Here is a 19,964-nt window from a genome sequence, read left to right on the forward strand (position 1 = left end):
GTGAATATCCGAATGTTTCGCTGCGGCGGCTGGCGGTTCCGCCCTTACGGCGGGTCACCTTTTTCAAACGCCAAAAAGGTAACCCAAAAGGCTTGCTCCTGCGTTCGGCCCTCGCAGGCTCGGGTTCCTTCGCTGCGGGATCGATCCGGGCGCAGCGGCTCCGGTTTGCTTCGCTGCACCTACACTCGCTGTGTACGACTGCGTCGTACGGTCGCTGCGCTCCCACGCCCGGATCAATCCCTCCGCTCAGCCTTCCGACGTCGCCGGTGGATCAAGATCAAAAGCAGTACTCGAGCTTGCGCTCATTGTTGAGTGGGGCGGCTTCGCCGCGGGCAGCTGCGCTGCTTTGCTTTTGATTTTGATTTTGATTTTGTGGGAGCGAGCCTGCTCGCGAAGGCGGCCTGACAGCCGACCTGTTTCTTGAGGTTGTACCCAGTCCAAGTGTAGGAGTGAGCCTGCTCGCGATGACGTCCTCACTGCCAACCCATCGCCCTCTGAGATCACTCGATCCCCTGTGGGAGCTGGCTTGCCAGCGATAGCGCCCTCACAGCCAACCCATTATCCCGGATGAACACCACTCCAATGTGGGAGCGAGCACCGCGGCAACCGAACAATTGCGGTCAACCCGCCGCCCGGTGTGTCTTCCAGCGTCAATTGCCCACCCAACCGCTGCGCGGCTTCGCGGGCGATGGTCATGCCCAGCCCTACGCCGCCGGAGTTGCGGTTGCGCGAGCCTTCCAGTCGGTAAAACGGCTCAAAAACCGCTTCCCGCTGGTCTTCAGCAATCCCCGGTCCGTGATCAATCACCCGAATCAGCAGTTCTTCGCGCTGTTCCAGCAGTTCAATCCGTGCCTGTCCGGCGTAACGCAGGGCGTTGTCCAGCAGGTTGTTGATGCACGAACGCAGCGCCATCGGTTGCACTGGCAAAGGCGCGCAGTGGCCGCTGACCTGTACATCGGCGCCCTGGTCCTGGGCGTTTTCGCACAGCGATTCGACCAGCGCCTGCACGTCCAGCAACTGCAAGGCTTCGCTGGTGCGTTGTTCGTGCAGATAGGTGAGGGTGGCGTCGAGCATGCCGATCATGTCGTCGAGATCCTGGCGCATCTGGCTTTGCAGTTTGTCGTCGCTGATGTTTTCCAGACGCAGTTTCAGGCGTGACAGTGGCGTGCGCAGGTCGTGGGAGACGGCGCCGAGCATGCGCGCGCGTTGCTGGACCTGTTCGCGGATGCGCCGTTGCATGAGGTTGAAGGTGTGCGCCGCTTGCCGGGCTTCGCGCGGGCCGGATTCGTCGAGGGGGGCGCTGTCGAGGTCTTCGCTCAGGCGCTCGGCGGCGTCGCTCAGGCGCTGGATCGGCCGGGTGAGCAGTTTGGCACCGTACCAGGCGGCGATCATCAGCGTGATGAATTGAAAGGTCAGCGGCACCACCGGGCCACCGAACCAGGGGCGCGCTTGCCTCGGTGGATAAGCGGCGTCGTGCATGGGCGGTTGGCCGTCGATGTTCGCTGAGAACTCGGGCGGTGGTGGGGGCGGAGGAGGGCCGTAGAGCCTGAACCAGGCGAAGGCCAGCAGGTGCGCCAGGACAATCGCCGCGAACAGCACCCCGAACAGGCGACCGAACAGGGTGTCGAAGCGCGCCTTCATCAGCCGATGTCCCGCGCGTCGAACAGGTAACCCTCGCCGCGCACGGTCTTGATCAGTTGCGGGGCTTTCGGGTCGTCGCCGAGTTTTTGCCGCAGGCGCGAGACCAGCAGGTCGATGCTGCGGTCGAAGGCTTCGATCGAGCGACCGCGAGCGGCGTCAAGCAGTTGTTCGCGGCTGAGCACGCGGCGCGGGCGTTCGATGAAGACCCAGAGCAGGCGGAATTCGGCATTGGACAAGGGCACTACCAGGCCGTTGTCGGCGACCACTTGGCGCAGGACGCTGTTGAGGCGCCAGTTGTCGAAGCGAATGTTGGCGCGCTGGTCAGTGCGGTCGTCGCGCACGCGGCGCAGGATGGTCTGGATGCGGGCGACCAGTTCGCGTGGTTCGAACGGTTTGGCCATGTAATCGTCGGCGCCCAGTTCCAGGCCGATGATGCGGTCGGTGGGTTCGCAGCGGGCGGTGAGCATCAGGATCGGGATGTCCGATTCGGCGCGCAGCCAGCGACACAGCGACAGGCCGTCTTCGCCGGGCAGCATCAGGTCGAGGACGATGACGTCGAAATGTTCGCCCTGCAGCGCCTGGCGCATCGCCGCGCCGTCGGTGACGCCGCTGGCGTGAATGTTGAAACGGGCGAGGTAATCGATCATCAGCTCGCGGATCGGCACGTCATCGTCGACGATCAGCGCGCGGATGCTCCAGCGCTTGTCGTCTTTGCTTTCATCCGTCACGGTTGTCGGGGCGTTGGGCATGGGGCTGTTCACTACCAGGGGTGGTTTCAGCATAGGCGTCCGGCCGGGGGGCGGGAAGTGCTGTTGTAAGGACGTGTTGCGCCGGGCGAGGCTAACCCGAATGCTTGTTGCGGGCGTGTCGGTTGTGTATCGGAGTCGACACAATAGCCGCGCCGGCTAAGCTGATAACCGCCAGCGCGACGATTTACCGATCATCGGGTGCCGCGCCGCCGCCGGTTCCGCTACAATGCGCGCCGTTTTCGACCAGCCTGAGAGCCCATCCATGTCCGCCTGCCAGACTCCTATCATCGTCGCCCTGGATTTCCCCACCCGTGACGCCGCACTGAAGCTGGCCGACCAGTTGGACCCGAAACTGTGCCGGGTCAAAGTGGGCAAGGAACTGTTCACCAGTTGCGCGGCGGAAATCGTCGGCACCCTGCGTGACAAGGGTTTTGAAGTGTTTCTGGATCTCAAATTCCACGACATCCCCAACACCACTGCGATGGCTGTGAAAGCCGCTGCCGAGATGGGTGTGTGGATGGTCAACGTGCACTGCTCGGGCGGTCTGCGCATGATGGCCGCCTGCCGTGAAGAGCTGGACAAGCGCAGTGGTCCGCAACCGTTGTTGATTGGTGTGACCGTGCTGACCAGCATGGAGCGCGAGGATCTGGCCGGTATCGGTCTGGATATCGAGCCGCAGGAACAAGTGCTGCGTCTGGCGGCACTGGCCGAGAAGGCCGGGATGGACGGTCTGGTGTGTTCGGCGCTGGAAGCGTCGGCGCTGAAAACCGCGCACCCGTCGCTGCAACTGGTGACGCCGGGGATTCGCCCGGCGGGCAGCGCGCAGGATGATCAACGGCGCATTCTGACCCCGCGTCAGGCGCTGGATGCCGGTTCCGATTACCTGGTAATCGGCCGTCCGATCAGCCAGGCGACAGATCCGGCGCAGGCGTTGGCCGCAGTCGTAGCCGAAATTGCCTAAAGCTTATTGAAGATCCAACTGTGGGAGCGAGCCTGCTCGCGAAGAGGGAGTGTCAGTCGGCATCATTACTGACTGATCCACCGCTTTCGCGAGCAGGCTCGCTCCCACATTGGTTTCAGGCTGGCCTTAAACCTTCAGAACCAACTTGCCAAAGTTCTCGCCGTTGAACAGTTTCATCAGCGTCTCGGGGAACGTCTCCAGCCCATCAACCACATCTTCCTTGCTCTTGAGCTGCCCGTTGGCCATCCAGCCGGCCATCTCCTGCGCGGCGCTGGCGAACTGCGCGGCGTAGTCCATCACCACAAAACCTTCCATGCGCGCGCGATTGACCAGCAGTGACAGGTAATTGGCCGGACCTTTGACCGCTTCTTTATTGTTGTACTGGCTGATGGCGCCGCAGATCACCACTCGCGCCTTCATGTTCAAGCGGCTCAGCACCGCGTCGAGAATGTCGCCGCCGACGTTATCGAAATACACGTCCACGCCCTTCGGGCATTCGCGCTTCAGACCGGCCACGACGTCTTCGGCCTTGTAATCAATGGCGCCGTCAAAGCCCAATTCGTCGATGAGGAATTTGCACTTGTCGGCCCCGCCGGCAATGCCGACGACGCGGCAGCCTTTGATTTTGGCGATCTGCCCGGCCACGCTACCCACCGCACCTGCGGCGCCGGACAGCACCACGGTGTCACCGGCTTTCGGTGCGCCTACGTCGAGCAAGGCGAAGTAGGCGGTCATGCCGGTCATGCCCAGCGCCGACAGATAGCGGGGCAACGGCGCGAGTTTCGGGTCGACCTTATAGAAGCCGCGCGGCTCGCCAAGGAAATAATCCTGCACACCCAGAGCGCCGTTGACGTAATCGCCGACGGCGAAGCCAGGATTGTTCGAAGCGATGACTTTTCCCACGCCCAGTGCGCGCATGACCTCACCGAGACCGACCGGTGGAATGTAGGACTTACCTTCGTTCATCCAGCCACGCATGGCCGGGTCGAGGGACAGGTATTCGTTTTTCACCAGGATCTGTCCCGCCTGTGGCTCGCCGACCGGAACTTCCTGATAAGTGAAAGTCTCGCGGGTCGCGGCGCCCACCGGGCGTTTGGCGAGCAGGAACTGGCGATTGGTCTGGTTGGTCATGACAGGCACTCGAATGGAATGAAGCCTTGTTGATAGCTCTTCAACGCCGATGTCGCAAGGTTGGCTGATACGGCGAATGCGAGTCGATCCAGTGCAGTGATGGTTACGGGACGGGTTTTATCACTGCGGCGCATGGGCCTTTAAACAGCGATTGCATAGTGCTGACGCGCTTTCGCTGCCCTTGGCTATGCTGCGACGCCAACATCTTCCAGTTTTTGCGTTCGAGGACATACCCATGAGCATGACGTTTTCCGGTCAAGTGGTTGTAATCACGGGGGCGGCCCACGGCATCGGCCGCGCGACAGCCCTGGCGTTTGCCGCCGAAGGCCTGAAAGTGGTGGTGGCTGACCTCGACGCGGCCGGCGGCGAAGGCACGGTGGCGCTGATTCGTACAGCCGGTGGCGAAGCGTCCTTCGCGCGCTGCGACGTGACATTGGAAAGCGATGTGAAAAATCTGATGGATGAGGTGATCAATACCTACGGTCGTCTCGACTATGCCTTCAACAACGCCGGGATCGAAATCGAGAAAGGCAAACTCGCCGATGGTTCGCTGGACGAATTCGACGCGATCATGGGCGTCAACGTCAAAGGCGTCTGGCTGTGCATGAAGTATCAGTTGCCGCTGTTGTTGGCGCAGGGCGGTGGCGCGATTGTCAACACGGCGTCGGTGGCCGGGCTGGGTGCGGCGCCGAAGATGAGCATCTACGCGGCGTCGAAACATGCGGTGATCGGCCTGACCAAATCGGCGGCGATCGAATACGCGAAGAAGAAAATCCGCGTCAACGCAGTGTGCCCGGCGGTAATCGACACAGACATGTTCCGCCGCGCCTACGAAGCTGACCCGAAGAAAGGCGAATTCGCCAATGCCATGCACCCGGTCGGGCGCATTGGCAAGGTCGAGGAAATCGCCAGCGCGGTGCTGTATCTGTGCAGCGATGGCGCAGCGTTCACCACTGGGCACTCATTGGCGGTGGACGGCGGCGTGACAGCGTTCTGAAAGTTGCCGAAATACAAAGAACCCGCCTGCGTGCGGGTTTTTTTGTACCTCGTGGTCGGTCCCTGTGAATACCGTTAAACAATGTGTATCAAACCGTTAGAACTGGCGCATTTGGCGGTGTTGTCGCACAGCCTCGGCGGTGCGGCTGTGATTTACTGCTGCCAGCAAAACTGACAGGAGTTTGCGAGCTCATGGAACTGAGAATTGACCGACAGGCAATGGTGCCGGTCGTGCAGCAGATCGTCGACGGAATGACTGACTGGATTGTGCAAAGCGGCATCCCGCCGGCCACCCGGTTACCCTCCGTACGGCAAATCGCCCGGGGGAATCTGCTCAGCCAGTCGTGCGTTGTCGAAGCCTGCGAGCGCCTGGTCTCGCAAGGCGTATTGACCACGCGCCAGGGCGCGGGATTCATCGTCGCGGCCTCGCCGGCATTGCGCGAAGCGGACTCGGAATGGGCAGCGTGCGAGGGCCGCCCCGCATGGCGTGATGAGGTGGACGCCGCAACGAGTCGCTTGATTTTGGGGCAAGGAGGCTTGCCGCCGAGTTGGCGTGAGCCCGACGACCTCAGCTACGCGCTGCGCGAGGTGGCACGCACCGACATGGCCAGCCTGTTCAACTACAGCTCGCCACTGGGCCTGCCAGCGTTGCGCGAGCAAATTGCCAAGCGTCTGAAACTGCTGAATATCGACGCCTGCAATACCCGGCTGATGAGCACCAGCGGTGCCAGTCATGCGCTGGATCTGATCGTGCGCACCCTGTTCAAGGCTGGCGATTGCGTGGTGGTGGAAACGCCCGGTTATGCACCGTTGTTTGACCTGTTGCGTCTGCACGGCGTACAGATGCTCGAAGTTCGTCGTACGCCGAGCGGGCCGGACATCGATATGCTCGAGTCGGTGCTGCGTCAGTTTCGTCCCGGCGCCCTGTTCATCGGCAGTCATCACCACAATCCCACCGGCAGTTGCCTGACGCCTGCGGTGGCCCAGCGTATCGTGCAGTTGAGCAAGACCTACGACCTGCGCGTGATCGAAGATGACGTCTACGCTGATCTGCACACCGGCAACGGTACGCGGTTGGCGGCGCTGGACCATGGCGGCCGGGTCATTTATGTCGGCAGCTTCTCCAAGACACTGAGCAGCTCGTTGCGGGTCGGTTTTGTCCTGGCGGACAGCGAACTGCTGAAGCGCCTGGCGGAGGTCAAGATGATCAGCGGCCTGGGCTGTTCGAGGCTGGCCGAGGCGGTATTGGCCAGACTGATGGCGACCGGCGCCTATCGCAAACTGGTGCAGCGCCAGCGTCAGCGCTTGAATGCCGATCGCGCGGCGGCCTTGCAGGCACTGGAAGACGCCGAGTGGGAAGTGTTCGGCAAGCCGGTTGGCGGGCTGTTTATCTGGGCGCGGGCACGCTTGCGCGACCAGGCGTCGGTGCGCAGGCAGGCCCAGCACTGCGGGCTGGAGTTGTCAGCAGCGGACGCCTTCAGTCCCAGCGGTGAGTGCGGTGACTGGCAGCGCATCAATGTGGCCTGTGCCTGCGACCCACGGGCCCGGCAGTTTTTTCGCAATACTTGCGCGGATCGACCTCCAGCATTCTGAAAACGACGCGGGCGTAGCTTTTTGCCATTATTCCGACGCCAGAGTCTTGTGCTGGTTCGAGCCCGTTGCGAATCTTCGGCAACAGACTTTGGCAGGGGACTACGCGCAATGATTTCGGCCGTGCAAGGACGTTTTGCCAACCTCGGTATGGCGAAAAAACTGGGTATCGGATTTGTGCTGGTCTTGTTGCTGACTGCGTTGGTGGCGGCGATCGGCGTCTGGTCGCTGCAAACCATCAGTCTGCGTTTCGACGGCTTGAAGCAGATGTCCGCGCTCAACAGCGGCCTGCTCAAGGTGCGCCTGCTCGAGCAGGAATACGCCCTGCGCGGCAATCCGAAAACCGCCGATGCCTTGCGCGAAGGCGTCGATGGGCTGATCGTTCTTGCCGGCGAGCTCAAGGCACATTCCCCGGCCAATGTGCCGGTGATGAGCGATGTCGAGCAAGCGCTGGGCGCGTATCGCAAGGCCTTCGATGAATTCGTCTCGCTGAGCCAGGCCAAGGACCTCGCGCTGGAGATGGCCAGTTGGTCGGTGTCCAGCGTGGCCAATAACCTCGACGTGTTGCAGAGCGGCCTGGCCGATGATGGCGCCTACACGTTGAAAGACACCGAGGGCAAGGACGGCGCCCAGTTCATCGAACAGGCGAATCAGGTCAGTCAGGTCTCGCGACTGATGCTGCAAGCGATGAACGAGGCGCGCGTGCGGCTGGATCAAAGCCGCAAGGGCGATACCGAAAATGCCGGTCAGGGCAACATCGAGCAGGCCGCGCAAGCGCAGGAGCAGGCCGAGGCGCTGAAAACCACGGTCAAGGACGAGGGCTATCTGACGGTGCTCAACGAAGTGTCGGGGCATATCGCCGGATTCAACGAGAAACTGGCTGAATACACCGGTTTGCTGGCGCAAGAAAAAACGGTTTATGACCAACTGCATCAGCGCGCGGCGCAGGTGGTGGACCGGGTCAATCAGGCCTACGTCGCCGAAGATGCTTCGATGCAGGCGGAGCTGAAAAAGAACACTGTGTTGATCATTGGCTCTTCGGCGCTGGCCTTGTTGGTCGGATTGCTCGCCGCGTGGGTGATCACGCGCCTGATCGTGGCGCCGCTGCGCAGTGTGATTCGCGTGGCGCAGCAGATTGCTGCGGGTGATCTGACGGCGAAGGTCGAGGTGACGCGCCGCGATGAAATGGGGCAATTGATGTTGGCCATGCAGCAGATGGCTGCCGGTCTCGGCACGATTGTCAGCGGCTTGCAGACCGGCATCGAGCGCTTGGCCGGTTCCGCGCAATCGCTGTCGGCAGTGACCGAGCAGACCAATCTGGAGGTCAACAGCCAGAAGGAGGAAACCGAGCAGGTCGCCACCGCCATGAACCAGATGACCGCCACGGTACATGACGTCGCGCGCAATGCCGAAGAGGCGGCGCTGGCGGCGCAGACGGCGGATGACAAGGTCGAGAGCGGCCAGCAGGTGGTGCGCCAAAGCATGGCGCGGATCGAGCAGTTGGCGGATTCGGCGACCTCGGCCAGCTCCAGCATCGAGAGCCTCAGCGCCGAAATTCAGAACATAGGCACGGTGCTGGAGGTGATCAAGAGCGTGGCCGAGCAGACCAATCTGTTGGCGCTGAACGCGGCGATCGAAGCGGCGCGGGCCGGCGAGCAGGGCAGGGGATTCGCGGTGGTGGCCGATGAGGTTCGTGCGCTGGCACGGCGCACGCAGCAGTCGACCGAGGAGATCGAGCGCTTGGTCAGTGCCCTGCGCGCGGCGGCGCAGTCTTCGGTGCAGCAGATTCGCAGCAGTGGCGAGTTGGTGAAGCTGGCGGTCAGTGATGCGTTGCAGACCGAGAGTGCGCTGGGGAGTATTGCCGCGGCGGTGTCGTTGATTCAGCAGATGAATCAGCAGATCGCGGCGGCGGCGGAGGAGCAGAGTTCGGTGGCGGAGGAGATCAATCGCAGTGTTACGCAGATTCGTGCGAGTGCGGATCACTCTTCCGTGGCCATGCGCGGGAATGCGGCTTCGAGTGTTGAGCTGGCGCAGTTGGGTGGCGAGTTGCGCTCGATGGTTGGGCATTTTCGGCTTTGAGCCTTGGCGGCCCTCGGGCCGGCCAGGCTCTCGGCTTCGCCGCGTGGGGATGGCCCAGTCTTGCTTTTGCTGTTCTGTGGGAGCTGGCTTGCCAGCGACGGCGGCCTGACACCCGACCGATTTTTACCTGAGAACACTGCTTCCCAATGTGGGAGCGAGCCTGCTCGCGAAAGCGGCCTTCAATTCACATTCTCTTTCAAGTCGCCCACAAAAAAGCCACCAATAACGGTGGCTTCTCTTCCAGCATTCCCGCCTCAGTCGTAAATCACTTTTTTCTTCCAGTCCGCATCGGCTTCGACATCCTTCAAACCGGCGGTCAGTTGGTTTTCTTCACCTTCCACCGGGGCAATCTTGTCCATGACCTGGGCGTTCGCTCGGGCGAGGAGTTTTTCCAGGTATTGCAGTTGCTCCGCGTACATCTGCGGGTCCTGCTGTTTGCGCAGATATTGCACGCCGCGTTCGAAGGCGAGGCGGGCCTGGCCGGGTTGGTTTTGTTGCAGGGACTGTTGGCCGAGGTTGTTGAAGAATTCGATGTGCAGCAGCACGAGGATGTGGCGCACTTCGCGGATCCATTGTTTGGCTTCGTTCGGTGGCAGGAAGCCGTCGTGGGCGGCGCGGGTGATCTGGCCGTGCAGGGCTTCGAGGAGGAAGCGCACGTCTTTGGCTTTGGCTTCGGTGAGGATCGGCGCGGGCGGGTTGTTCACCGGGATCGATTCGCCTTGGGCAACGAGGGCGCTCAGTTCGGTAATGCGGGCCTTGGTGGTTGCGCTGGTCTTTTCCAGATTGAGCAGGCGCTGGCAGACGTTGAGTTCCAGGCGGGTCAGCAGCAGCTTGAGCGCCGGGGTCATGAACTGGCCGGGGAAGGTTTCGGTCAGTTCGCCGCAGCGGCGCAGGCGGTCGTTGAGTTCGACTTTGGTGCGGGCCTTCTCCAGTTTGTTGTTTTCCACCACATGGTTCATGTAGCCAATGGCGATCAGAATTGCGATCCCGGCTACGACTAGCAGGGTGATCATGAGTGGTGTCACCGGTAAGACCTCTTTATAGGGTTCGCATGCGAGTGTAGTGGCTGGACATTTAGGCGCCTAGCGCCGCTCGACGGGTTTGATCGGCTGCTGCAATCTGTATCGGCAGCCAGCGGTATAGATGAATGCTGGCGCTTGATGTGCAGATTGCCATCACTGTGCGGTGGACTATAACGTCTTGGCGAGTGGCGGAATATAGGCGTCAGGTTTCGGACGACGGAAAAGCCTTACGCGGCCCGTAATCCGGGTCGAAGTCATTGATTTAAATAAATTTATATCAGGGGGTTGACGACCCCTCAATCCATCCATAGAATGCGCGCCACTTGCAGCGTAAAGCACACAGCGAAACGCGGCAGGGAGTGAATGTTGTAGTGTGTCCCCTTCGTCTAGTGGCCTAGGACACCGCCCTTTCACGGCGGTAACAGGGGTTCGAGTCCCCTAGGGGACGCCAATGCGGGAATAGCTCAGTTGGTAGAGCACGACCTTGCCAAGGTCGGGGTCGCGAGTTCGAGTCTCGTTTCCCGCTCCAATTTTAAACAGCAGTGCTTTCGGGCGGTGCTGAGTGAAACCAGAACCAAGTCTTCGGATGCGGATCTGGACACCGAAACACACACCATGTGTTCCGGGTAGCGTGTCCCCTTCGTCTAGTGGCCTAGGACACCGCCCTTTCACGGCGGTAACAGGGGTTCGAGTCCCCTAGGGGACGCCATTTGCGGGAATAGCTCAGTTGGTAGAGCACGACCTTGCCAAGGTCGGGGTCGCGAGTTCGAGTCTCGTTTCCCGCTCCAATTTCACAAAAACGCCGATCAGTGATGATCGGCGTTTTTGTTTGTGCGCGTTTTGTGGCGGCAATAAAAAAGGACCTTTTCACAGGTCCTTTTTTATTTTGAGCTCGGTCATCGGTGACTTGGCTCAGGCAGGGCTTTACAGCTTCGGCAATTGCCCGACACGCCCCATCATTTCCGTGACGATCTGCAGATCCAGCAGGAACTGATCGACGGTCTTGAATTCGCCATCGGTGTGGCCGGTGTACTTGGCCTCAGGTCGCGCCAGGCCGAATTGCACACCGTTCGGCAATTCGTGAACCGAAGTCGCGCCAGCGGAAGTACCGAATTCCGACTTCATGCCGAGGTTTTCGCTGGCTACGGCAAGCAGCGCCTTGACCCACTCACCCTCGGGGTTGCGATACATCGGTTCAGCCACCGAGTAATCGAACGCCACGGCAACATGAGTCTTCTTGCTCCAGGCATCCAGTTTCTCGGCGATCTCAGTCTTGAGCTTTTCCGGAGACTTGCCCTTCGGTACGCGCAGATTCACCGCCAGTTTGAAGGTTTTGTCATCCTCACCGACGTAGGTCAGCGAGGTGGTCAGCGGCCCCATGAATGAGTCGGAGAAGCCCACGCCAAGTTTTTTGCCCAGATAATCCAGGCCCCAGTTGTCATCGGCATAACGTGCGGCATCGGTGAACTGGTTGTGCTTGAGCGCGACTTTGCCGTCCAGGCTGTTGATGAAGCTCAGCATCCGCGCGACCGGGTTGACGCCGGACTCTGGTTCGGAGGAGTGCGCAGAAACCCCCGTCACGGTCAGTTTGACGTCTTTGCCATCAACCTTCGCCGCGACTTCGAAGTCGCCGCCGTTGGCTTTGGCGTAGGCGTCGCCGGCTTTTTGCAGACTGGCGGCGAGCTCGGCAGGCTTGTCGGTTACCAGCGTGGCCACCGACGCGGACGGAATCTGGTTGGTCGCCTTGCCGCCGGTCATCGAAATGATTTCCGCGCCGTTGCCTTCGCCTTTGCGTTTGGCAAAGTTGGCCATGACGGTGCCGTAACCTTTTTCGGCGATCACTACCGGATAACCGCCGTCCAGCGCCATGTTGTAGTTCGGCGTCGGGTTGCGCTCGAAGTAATAGGGAATGGCGTCGCCGCTGGTTTCTTCGGTAGTGTCGACCAACAGCTTGAAGTTACGCGCCAGTGGCAGTTTCTCGTCCTTGATCACTTTCATGGCGTACAGCGCCACGACGATCGCATTCTTGTCATCCTCTGTGCCACGACCGTACATGCGATCGCCAATCAGCGTGACTTTGAACGGGTCGAGTTTGGTGCCATCTTTCAGCACCCAGTTTTCCGGCGTCACCGGCACCACATCGGCGTGGGCATGAATGCCAACGACTTCGTCGCCTTTGCCATCCAGAGAGATTTCGTAGACACGGTTATCGATGTTGCGGAATTTCAAACCGAAGGATTCGGCGAGTTTCTGGATCTCGCCGGCAATCTTGATGAATTCCGGGTTGTCGTGTTGCTCCACGCCGTCCTTGCGGAAGGTCGGGATCTCGACGAGTTGGCGCAGGGTTTCCAGCGCGGCCTTGCCATATTTCACGCGGGTATAAATGCCCAGCAGACGGTGAATTTCATTCTGCTGTTCGGCGTTCAGGGTCTTGTTGTCGAGGAAGGCGCTGATGGACGGGTTGAGATTATCCGTCTTGGCCAGGTCGCTTTTCGCCAGGCTGCCAAGGAAGCTGCGGAAGTCCGTCAGGTTCTTGCCGTCGAAGGATTTCAGGATCGCTGCGCTTTGCTCGGCAGTGATGTTGGCTTGTGCGGCGCTGGTAAACGTGGCGAGGCTGGCCATGACCAGAGTGGCGGCGGCCAGTTTTTTCAGGGAAAAGACCATGGAACAGGCATTCCTTTGCAAAGGATTGGGAAAGTATTTCTGTCGCTTGTGACAGAAACATTTTGTAAACCTAACACTGCGAGCGCTGGGAAAGGGAGTCGCAAACTTGATCTGTCGCACAGAAATGCAAAAGAGGCGCACAAATGAAAAAGTCCCGGCAGCTGATGCCGGGACTTTTTTTGTGTGAGTTACATCGACAGCATCAGGCGTCCGGCAAACAGAATCAGGATGACGCCCATGCTGCGCTCGAACCAGTGTCCAAGGCGCATGAACAGCAGGCGCACTTTATTGCTGGAGAAAAACAGCGCGACGATGACGAACCACAGAGCGTTGACGAAGCACATCCACAATCCATAGAACGCCTGGATCTGCAGCGGTGTGCTGGCGCTGATGATCGTGGTGAAGATCGCCAGGAAGAACAGCGTGGCCTTGGGGTTGGTCGCATTGGTCAGAAAACCGGTGCTGAATGCCTTGAACAGTGACTGTTCAACCAGCGGCTCATCGGCGGTTTTTTCACCTTCGACGCTGCTCTTCGGTTTGCTGCGGATCAGGCTGACGCCCAGATAGAGGATGTAGGCCCCACCGACCACTTTGGCCGCAGTCAGCAGCCACGGCGTGGTGTGCATCAAGGCGCCGACGCCGAGCAGGGTATACAGCACGTGCACGGAAATCCCCGCGCCGATGCCCAGCGCAGTGCAGATGCCGACGAGGCGACCGAAGCGCACGCTTTGGCGGATGGTCACGGCGAAGTCCGGACCGGGCGCAACCACGGCGAGAAAGTGGATGGTGGCCAATGCGAGAAACTCGCCCAGGTAATTGGAAAGCATGTCAGCTCCAGAAAGTCAGAGGGGAAGCATTGCCGCGATAGCCGACAAAGAACGACAGGCTCAAGCGCGGATCCGCGACGCCCGGAGTTACCGAGTGCATGCGCCGCGAATTGAACATGATGAAATCGCCGGGCTGCGGTCGTACCTCGAGGGCGGGCGGCCCCAGCAGCGACGGCTCGATGCCATAACTGTCGCCGCGCATTTCGTCGAATTGATCGGGGGTGATGTGGTCATTCCACATCTGCAAGGCGCCACCCTCGGCGGGCATGTTCAGGTAGACGTTGCAGGCAAATTGCGCCTCGAGACTGCGCGCCTGAAAACTGTCCGGGGCGTCCTTGGCGAAGATGTCGTGATGAGCAAGAAAGCACACGCCGGGTTTGACCACCCGCGACAAGCCGACATACATCTTGCGCCCGTAGAGGTTTTCCAGATGTGCGCCAGCGGGCCAGGATTCGTCGAGCATGCAGCGCAGGGTGTCGATCGGCGAAGAGTAGGGCGCGCAGCGCTGGCGCAGTTCGTCGATGTTGCGGGTTGCGCGTTCGAAGTAATCCTCGATCAGCAGCGGCTGGTTTTCCGCCTCGTAGAAGGCCATGCCGATGCGGCCGATGCTCGGTGCGTTGATGTAGCCCTCAAAGCCCGGGGCGAGGATCTTGTCGCCAATTTCGATCGCCAGCGGCTCGGGCAGAAAGCGTTTGACGCGGATGGCGAGGACTTCTTCGTTGGCCAGTTTTTTTATGCACGTCTCATCGAGACGCTCGACGTCTAGCATCATTTTTTTTAGGTCCATCTATCGATAGTCAACGGAACCGGCGAGTGCGGTTCCCCGGCGTCGGACGCTGCGCGATGGCAATGTCCGAAATGCTCAATCCACGCTGTAGTGGACGGATAGCGTGCCCTTCTTCTGCGAAAGGGACGCGATCGTGACTGTGCCTAGATCCTTCAGGCTGCGTACGTGGGTGCCACCGCAGCCATAGGCTGGCAGCTCACCGAAACTGATTTCCCGCGCGCCTTCGCGCAGCGAGGTCAGGCGCGGCAGATCATGTTCGATCCACTGCTCGATACCGGTTTGCACGGTTGGCGCATCGATTTCTTCAGCGCTATCGCCCGGCTTGAATTGCACCCGGCCTTCGTCCGGCCAGTGGTGCGCCTTGATCGGCATCCAGCCCATGGCCTGAATGAAATGACCGATCAGGTGCCCGGCCGAGTGCATGCGCGTATTGAAGCGGCGGCGCTCTTCATCGATACGGATGACGGTCATGCCCAGCGGCAGCGGGCGGTCGACGAAATGCACAATGCGCTCCGGTTCCTGCACCACGCGCGACACCCGGCTTTCACCGATCCAGCCGGTATCGCAAGGCTGACCGCCGCCCTGGGGGTGAAACAGGGTGGCGCGCAGCACTACGGCGAATTCGTTCTCGTGGGGTGTGCAGTCGAGGACTTCGACATTCGCCTTGAGGTCGTCACTGTGAAAAAACAGGCGAAGCGTCATATTCCATGCCCTGATCGAAGTTCTGTTTTTATTATATGAATCGTGCAATAACGTGATAATCCGTTCGAACATCAAAGGACTTGTGCGTCGTGAGCATCAATCTTCCGCTGCCGCTGCTGGGTGAAATGGCGATTTTCGTCAAGGTTGTCGAGACCGGCAGCTTCTCTGAAGCGGCGCGGCAGATGGGTTCCTCTCCCTCGGCGGTCAGTCGCAGTATTTCCCGCTTGGAAAAGGCGTTGGCCACGCGCTTGCTGCAACGCACCACGCGCAAACTGCGCTTGAGCGATGGCGGTGAGGAGGTGTTCAAGCGTTGCCAGGAAATGGTCAGCGCGGCCAGGTCGGTGATGGAAATAAGCGGTCAGTTCACCCACGAAGCTGAAGGCTTGGTGCGGGTCAGCGTGCCGAAAGCGGTGGGGCGCTTTGTGATTCATCCGCACATGCCGGAGTTTCTGCGCCGCTATCCCAAGGTTGATGTGGAGTTGCTGCTGGAAGATCGTCAGGTCGATCTGATCGATGATCATGTCGATCTGGCAATTCGCATCACTGATCGTCCACCGGCCGGTCTGGTCGGGCGGCAGTTGCTGACCATCGATCATTTGCTTTGCGCCACGCCGCAATACCTGGCCGAACACGGCACGCCGACGCATCCTCACGATTTGCTCAATCACAGTTGTATTTATCTGGGCGAAACGCCGAGCGATGCGCGCTGGAAGTTCAAGAAGGGCAGTAAAGCTGTCACGGTCGGCGTGCGTGGGCGTTATGCCGCCAATCACACGGGCGTGCGGTTGGGGGCGGTGTTGCAGCACATCGGCATTGGCAGTCTGCCGTATTTCACGGCGCGTTACGCCTTGGAGCAGAAGTTGATTGTGCAGGTGTTGCCGGACTGGACGTTTCTTGCTTCCTATCATGGCGGGTTGTGGTTGCTGCATTCGCCGACGCGGTATCTGCCGCCGAAGTTGCGGGTGTTCATTGATTATCTGGTGGAGTGTTTGCAGAAGGAGCCGACGTTGGGTAGGCCCGGGAAATCTGCCGGTGGGAGCAATGCGGCTGTGGCGTATGAGCTGCCGGAGAGTGAGGGGTTGCTTTGAGGTTCTTTGTGGGGGGCTTGGCGGCCTTTGGGCCGACCATGCTCTGGTGGTTTGAGTGAATATCCGTTTCTGCGGTAACGGCTGCTTAGGGTTTCGCCCTTACGGCGACTTACTTTTTTACAAGCGCCTAAAAAAGTAAGCAAAAAACGCTAGCTCCTACGTTCGGCCCTCGCAGGCTCGGGTTCCTTCGCTGCGGGATCGATCCGGGCGCAGCGGCTACGGTTTGCTTCGCTGCACCTACACTCGCTGTGTACGACTGCGTCGTACGGTCGCTGCGCTCCCACGCCCGGATCAATCCCTCCGCTCAGCCTTCCGACGTCGCCTGTGAATCAAGATCAAAAGCGGTACTCGAGCTTGCGCTCATTGTTTTGAGTGGTGAGGGGCGGGTGGTGTCTGGCTGTTTTTGTGGTGAATTTTTCCCTCACCCCAGCCCTCTCCCGAGGGAGAGGGGGCCGGTTTGTGGGTTGTTCATAATCTGCATTCGACTCGGTAATTCAGGTCGACGTACCTCATCCAAACAGCGCGGTCAGTCCCCTCTCCCTCCGGGAGAGGGCTAGGGTGAGGGGCTTTTGATCTTGAAAAAAAGGCCCGCATGGAACCACCAGTGCGGGCCTTTCATTATCGTTTGAAAAATCAGTGCTTGCTGTCCTGCGCCGACATGGCCAGCAGTTGTTTTTCCTGGTTCCAGTCAAACGGTTCGTCGTTCTGTTCGGCTTCGTAGCGGCGTTCTTCGAGGGCCTGGTAGAGGTCGATTTCTTCGTCGGAGAGGTAGTGCAGGCAGTCGCCGGCGAAGAACCACAGCAGGTCGCGCGGTATCAGGTGGGCGATTTGCGGGTAGCGGGTGATGACTTGGGTGAGGATGTCCTGGCCCAGGTATTGGCTTTCGATAGGGTCGATAGGCAGGGAGGCCAGCAGTTCGTCGAAGCGCTCGAGGAACAGGGCATGGCTTTCTTCGGGCACTTGTTCGGCCTCACCTACGGCGACCAGGATACTGCGCAGGTGGTCGAGCAACACGAGATGATCGGCAACGACGTTGGACACGAGATAAGTCCTCAAGAGCAAAACGGGCGCGGGAGTATAAAGCCCTCGCGCCGTTTTTTCACATAAACCGGGTTCAGCGGACTTTGCCCTCTGCCTGGGTCAGTTCTTCTTTGGCGAAATCGTCGACGTCGATCACCTTGCGGCGGGCCGCTTCGGCGTCGCGCAGGCTTTGCGCTTCGACGGCTTGCAGCACGCCGGCTTCCAGCGCGGCATCGATGGCGTGTTCGCCGGCTGCCGGTTTGACCTGGCCGCTCTTCAGTGCGGTGTGCAGTTTCTTGTGGAGCGGTTGCGCGGCATTGAGCAGGTCGCTGGCGTGTTGCAGCGCGCCCACGGCATCGTCCGCCGATTGCGGGCGGTAGCAGCCGGCGAGCAGTTCTTCCAGGGCCGGATCGCCTTTGGCGCGACCGATGACCGCAGCGACTTCGGCGCCGAGTTTGTCCGATGGGCCTTTGTGACGGCGCCCGAACGGGAAGACGATGACCCGCAGCAGGCAGCCGAAGACTTTGTTCGGGAAGTTGCTCAGCAGTTCATCCAGCGCACGCTCCGACTGGCCGAGGCTTTCTTCCATGGCCCAGCGGAACAGCGGTTCCATGTACGCCGGCGAATCCAGGTCGTGATAACGCTTGAGCGCCGCAGAGGCCAGATACAGGTTGCTCAGCACGTCGCCGAGGCGCGCCGACAGGCGTTCGCGGCGTTTCAGTTCGCCGCCCAGGAGCATCATGCTGAAGTCGGCGAGCATCGCGAATGCGGCGGCCTGACGGTTCAGCGCGCGGAAGTAGCCTTGGCTGATCCTGTCGCCCGGCGCATGTTCAAAGTGACCAAGGCCGAGGTTTAGCACCAGTGTGCTGGCCGCATTGCTGACGGCGAAGCCGATGTGCTTGAGCAACAGACCGTCGAATTCCTTGAGTGCCTGGTCTTTATCCTGGCGACCGGCCAAGGCCATTTCCTTGAGTACGAACGGATGGCAACGGATCGCGCCCTGACCGAAGATCATCAGGTTGCGCGACAGGATGTTCGCGCCTTCGACGGTGATGAAGATTGGCGCGCCGTTCCAGCTGCGGCCGAGATAGTTGTTCGGCCCCATGATGATTGCTTTGCCGCCGTGCACATCCATGGCGTGGCTGATGCATTCGCGGCCGCGTTCGGTGAGGTGGTATTTGAGGATCGCCGACAGCACCGATGGTTTTTCACCCAGGTCCACCGCGTTGGCGGTGAGCATGCGGGCGGCGTCCATCATCCACGCGTTACCGCCGATGCGCGCCATGGCTTCCTGAATGCCCTCGAAAGCGGACAGCGGTACATTGAATTGCTCGCGAATCTGCGCGTATTGGCCGGTGACCAGACTGGTGAACTTGGCCGCGCCGGTGCCGACGGCTGGCAGCGAGATTGAACGCCCGACGGACAGGCAGTTCATCAGCATCATCCAGCCCTTGCCGAGCATTTCCTGACCACCGATGAGGTAGTCCAGCGGAATGAACACGTCCTTGCCGGAGTTCGGGCCGTTCATGAACGCGGCGCCCAGCGGCAGGTGCCGACGACCGATTTCCACTCCTGCGGTATCGGTCGGGATCAGCGCCAGACTGATGCCGAGGTCCTCTTCCTCACCGAGCAGGTGATCCGGGTCATAAGCCTTGAATGCCAGGCCAAGCAGGGTAGCGACCGGGCCGAGGGTGATGTAGCGCTTTTCCCAGTTCAGGCGCAGGCCGATGACTTCCTGTCCTTCCCACTGGCCTTTGCAGATGATCCCGGTGTCGGGCATCGCGCCGGCGTCGGAACCGGCCAGCGGACCGGTCAATGCGAAGCACGGAATATCGTCGCCACGGGCCAGGCGCGGCAGGTAGTGATTACGTTGTTCGTCGGTGCCGTAATGCAGCAATAGTTCGGCAGGGCCGAGGGAGTTGGGCACCATCACGGTGGAGGCGAGGTCGCCGCTGCGTGTCGCCAGTTTCATTGCCACTTGTGAGTGAGCGTAGGCCGAGAAGCCTTTGCCGCCGTATTCCTTGGGAATGATCAGGGCGAAAAAGCCATGTTCCTTGATGTGCGTCCAGGCCTCGGGCGGCAGGTCCATGGACTGGCCGATCTGCCAGTCGCTGACCATTGCGCAGAGTTCTTCGGTCGGGCCGTCGATGAAGGCTTGTTCTTCTTCGCTCAGTTGCACTTTTGGATAGGACAGCAGTTTGTCCCAGTCCGGACGGCCGCTGAACAGCTCGCCGTCCCACCATACGGTGCCGGCATCGATCGCGTCGCGTTCGGTCTGTGACATGGGCGGCAGGGTTTTCTGGAACCAGTTGAACAGCGGCGCGGTGAAGTGCTTGCGGCGCAGGTCAGGCAGCAACAATGGCGCGGCGACCACCGCCAACAGGACCCAGAAGACAAACAGCAGCCAGCCCGGCGCGTGACTGAAAATCCCCATGGCGACCAGATAGGCCGCAACGATGCCCAACGCGGGCAGCGGGGCGATGCGTCGATGGGCGAGATACGCCACGCCGACGATCAAAACCAGTATCCACAACAACAGCATATTCAGTCCTCCGTGAACCAAGGCAAATCGACCCTCCAGAGCTTAGACGGCATCTGCAAATATGGGTGGTCAGAGCATGGTGATTGAAATCGTGAGAAACCCCGGATGGTTTTCGTAGGTTCGGTGGGCAACACGTGTGGGAAATCGTTCGTTGCTGCGCAGCTT

Annotated in this window: 15 protein-coding genes, 4 tRNA genes and 1 pseudogene; 10 read left to right on the forward strand and 10 right to left on the reverse strand. The window is 60.4% G+C overall.

The genetic code is table 11. The features are described from left to right. Positions 1-558: 558 nt before the first annotated feature. The gene (locus ACZZ0K_RS04610) at positions 559-1,641 is read right to left on the reverse strand and encodes an ATP-binding protein (RefSeq protein ID WP_258707074.1); all 1,083 of its coding nucleotides are present in this window, start codon (positions 1,639-1,641) and stop codon (positions 559-561) included. Next, on the reverse strand, positions 1,641-2,390 hold the full coding sequence (locus tag ACZZ0K_RS04615; protein ID WP_095181601.1) for a response regulator: 750 nt from the start codon (positions 2,388-2,390) through the stop codon (positions 1,641-1,643). Before ACZZ0K_RS04615 ends, ACZZ0K_RS04610 begins: the two co-directional genes overlap by 1 nt. Before the next feature lie 262 nt (positions 2,391-2,652). On the opposite strand from ACZZ0K_RS04615, the gene pyrF reads away from it, so the two are divergent. After that, on the forward strand, positions 2,653-3,351 hold the full coding sequence (pyrF, locus tag ACZZ0K_RS04620; protein WP_122746841.1) for an orotidine-5'-phosphate decarboxylase: 699 nt from the start codon (positions 2,653-2,655) through the stop codon (positions 3,349-3,351). 126 nt (positions 3,352-3,477) lie between these two features. Here the strand turns inward: pyrF and ACZZ0K_RS04625 are convergent, their stop codons facing one another. After that, entirely contained in the window at positions 3,478-4,482 is a 1,005-nt protein-coding gene (locus ACZZ0K_RS04625) for an NADP-dependent oxidoreductase (protein WP_041479470.1), read from the reverse strand. Positions 4,483-4,717: 235 nt separating this feature from the next. On the opposite strand from ACZZ0K_RS04625, the gene ACZZ0K_RS04630 reads away from it, so the two are divergent. The 4 genes and pseudogenes from ACZZ0K_RS04630 (at position 4,718) to ACZZ0K_RS04645 (ending at position 9,147) form a co-directional block, all read left to right on the forward strand. Next, the gene (locus ACZZ0K_RS04630; RefSeq protein ID WP_258707073.1) at positions 4,718-5,479 is read left to right on the forward strand and encodes an SDR family oxidoreductase; all 762 of its coding nucleotides are present in this window, start codon (positions 4,718-4,720) and stop codon (positions 5,477-5,479) included. Between the two features lie 191 nt (positions 5,480-5,670). Then, positions 5,671-7,071, forward strand: coding sequence for an aminotransferase-like domain-containing protein (locus ACZZ0K_RS04635; protein ID WP_076563828.1), 1,401 nt, complete (start codon positions 5,671-5,673; stop codon positions 7,069-7,071). Between the two features lie 990 nt (positions 7,072-8,061). After that, positions 8,062-8,286: pseudogene (locus ACZZ0K_RS04640) on the forward strand (HAMP domain-containing protein); the annotation flags it as partial. After that, positions 8,284-9,147 carry a methyl-accepting chemotaxis protein gene (locus ACZZ0K_RS04645; protein ID WP_412071898.1) on the forward strand — a complete coding sequence of 288 codons (864 nt, stop codon included), beginning with the start codon at positions 8,284-8,286 and terminating at the stop codon, positions 9,145-9,147. The pseudogene ACZZ0K_RS04640 and the gene ACZZ0K_RS04645, both read left to right, overlap by 3 nt. Before the next feature lie 254 nt (positions 9,148-9,401). Here the strand turns inward: ACZZ0K_RS04645 and ACZZ0K_RS04650 are convergent, their stop codons facing one another. Continuing rightward, a complete protein-coding gene (locus ACZZ0K_RS04650) occupies positions 9,402-10,160 on the reverse strand; it encodes a hypothetical protein (protein WP_039764159.1) in 759 nt (252 codons plus the stop codon). Between the two features lie 384 nt (positions 10,161-10,544). Here ACZZ0K_RS04650 and ACZZ0K_RS04655 point away from each other — a divergent pair. The 4 genes from ACZZ0K_RS04655 (at position 10,545) to ACZZ0K_RS04670 (ending at position 10,957) form a co-directional block, all read left to right on the forward strand. Next, a tRNA-Glu gene (locus ACZZ0K_RS04655) sits at positions 10,545-10,620 on the forward strand. A gap of 2 nt (positions 10,621-10,622) precedes the next feature. After that, positions 10,623-10,698: transfer RNA gene (locus ACZZ0K_RS04660), tRNA-Gly, on the forward strand. Positions 10,699-10,802: 104 nt separating this feature from the next. After that, a tRNA-Glu gene (locus ACZZ0K_RS04665) sits at positions 10,803-10,878 on the forward strand. Positions 10,879-10,881: 3 nt separating this feature from the next. Beyond that, positions 10,882-10,957 (forward strand) — tRNA-Gly (locus ACZZ0K_RS04670). 136 nt (positions 10,958-11,093) lie between these two features. Here the strand turns inward: ACZZ0K_RS04670 and ACZZ0K_RS04675 are convergent. The 4 genes from ACZZ0K_RS04675 to ACZZ0K_RS04690 all read right to left on the reverse strand — a co-directional run bounded on the left by ACZZ0K_RS04675 (position 11,094) and on the right by ACZZ0K_RS04690 (position 15,149). Next, positions 11,094-12,833, reverse strand: a complete 1,740-nt coding sequence (locus tag ACZZ0K_RS04675; RefSeq protein WP_258707072.1) for a dipeptidase — start codon at positions 12,831-12,833, stop codon at positions 11,094-11,096. A 188-nt stretch (positions 12,834-13,021) separates the two neighbouring features. Next, positions 13,022-13,660 (reverse strand): LysE family translocator, encoded by a 639-nt coding sequence (locus tag ACZZ0K_RS04680; protein WP_217851814.1) that lies wholly within the window; start codon positions 13,658-13,660, stop codon positions 13,022-13,024. 1 nt (position 13,661) lies between these two features. After that, positions 13,662-14,432 carry a 2OG-Fe(II) oxygenase gene (locus ACZZ0K_RS04685; RefSeq protein WP_095181606.1) on the reverse strand — a complete coding sequence of 257 codons (771 nt, stop codon included), beginning with the start codon at positions 14,430-14,432 and terminating at the stop codon, positions 13,662-13,664. Positions 14,433-14,522: 90 nt separating this feature from the next. Further along, entirely contained in the window at positions 14,523-15,149 is a 627-nt protein-coding gene (locus ACZZ0K_RS04690; RefSeq protein ID WP_056788187.1) for an alanyl-tRNA editing protein, read from the reverse strand. An 89-nt stretch (positions 15,150-15,238) separates the two neighbouring features. Here ACZZ0K_RS04690 and ACZZ0K_RS04695 point away from each other — a divergent pair, with 89 nt between their 5' ends. Beyond that, a complete protein-coding gene (locus ACZZ0K_RS04695; protein WP_024013940.1) occupies positions 15,239-16,237 on the forward strand; it encodes a LysR family transcriptional regulator in 999 nt (332 codons plus the stop codon). A 633-nt stretch (positions 16,238-16,870) separates the two neighbouring features. Here the strand turns inward: ACZZ0K_RS04695 and ACZZ0K_RS04700 are convergent. Then, positions 16,871-17,278 carry a PA2817 family protein gene (locus ACZZ0K_RS04700; RefSeq protein ID WP_007967565.1) on the reverse strand — a complete coding sequence of 136 codons (408 nt, stop codon included), beginning with the start codon at positions 17,276-17,278 and terminating at the stop codon, positions 16,871-16,873. Between the two features lie 73 nt (positions 17,279-17,351). Beyond that, positions 17,352-19,799: an acyl-CoA dehydrogenase gene (locus ACZZ0K_RS04705; protein WP_150637617.1), complete on the reverse strand. Its 2,448-nt coding sequence runs from the start codon at positions 19,797-19,799 to the stop codon at positions 17,352-17,354. Between the last annotated feature and the right edge of the window lie 165 nt (positions 19,800-19,964).

The organism is Pseudomonas sp. AC255 (assembly GCF_979258175.1).

Excerpts from the sequence above, each read along its gene's own strand:
- ACZZ0K_RS04705 (WP_150637617.1), bottom strand. The coding sequence starts at position 19,799 with ATGCTGTTGTTGTGGATACTGGTTTTGATCGTCGGCGTGGCGTATCTC.
- ACZZ0K_RS04675 (WP_258707072.1), bottom strand. The coding sequence starts at position 12,833 with ATGGTCTTTTCCCTGAAAAAACTGGCCGCCGCCACTCTGGTCATGGCC.
- ACZZ0K_RS04610 (WP_258707074.1), bottom strand. The coding sequence starts at position 1,641 with ATGAAGGCGCGCTTCGACACCCTGTTCGGTCGCCTGTTCGGGGTGCTG.
- ACZZ0K_RS04630 (WP_258707073.1), top strand. The coding sequence starts at position 4,718 with ATGAGCATGACGTTTTCCGGTCAAGTGGTTGTAATCACGGGGGCGGCC.
- ACZZ0K_RS04645 (WP_412071898.1), top strand. The coding sequence starts at position 8,284 with ATGGCTGCCGGTCTCGGCACGATTGTCAGCGGCTTGCAGACCGGCATC.
- ACZZ0K_RS04690 (WP_056788187.1), bottom strand. The coding sequence starts at position 15,149 with ATGACGCTTCGCCTGTTTTTTCACAGTGACGACCTCAAGGCGAATGTC.
- ACZZ0K_RS04685 (WP_095181606.1), bottom strand. The coding sequence starts at position 14,432 with ATGATGCTAGACGTCGAGCGTCTCGATGAGACGTGCATAAAAAAACTG.
- ACZZ0K_RS04615 (WP_095181601.1), bottom strand. The coding sequence starts at position 2,390 with ATGCCCAACGCCCCGACAACCGTGACGGATGAAAGCAAAGACGACAAG.
- pyrF (WP_122746841.1), top strand. The coding sequence starts at position 2,653 with ATGTCCGCCTGCCAGACTCCTATCATCGTCGCCCTGGATTTCCCCACC.
- ACZZ0K_RS04650 (WP_039764159.1), bottom strand. The coding sequence starts at position 10,160 with ATGATCACCCTGCTAGTCGTAGCCGGGATCGCAATTCTGATCGCCATT.
- ACZZ0K_RS04635 (WP_076563828.1), top strand. The coding sequence starts at position 5,671 with ATGGAACTGAGAATTGACCGACAGGCAATGGTGCCGGTCGTGCAGCAG.
- ACZZ0K_RS04680 (WP_217851814.1), bottom strand. The coding sequence starts at position 13,660 with ATGCTTTCCAATTACCTGGGCGAGTTTCTCGCATTGGCCACCATCCAC.
- ACZZ0K_RS04625 (WP_041479470.1), bottom strand. The coding sequence starts at position 4,482 with ATGACCAACCAGACCAATCGCCAGTTCCTGCTCGCCAAACGCCCGGTG.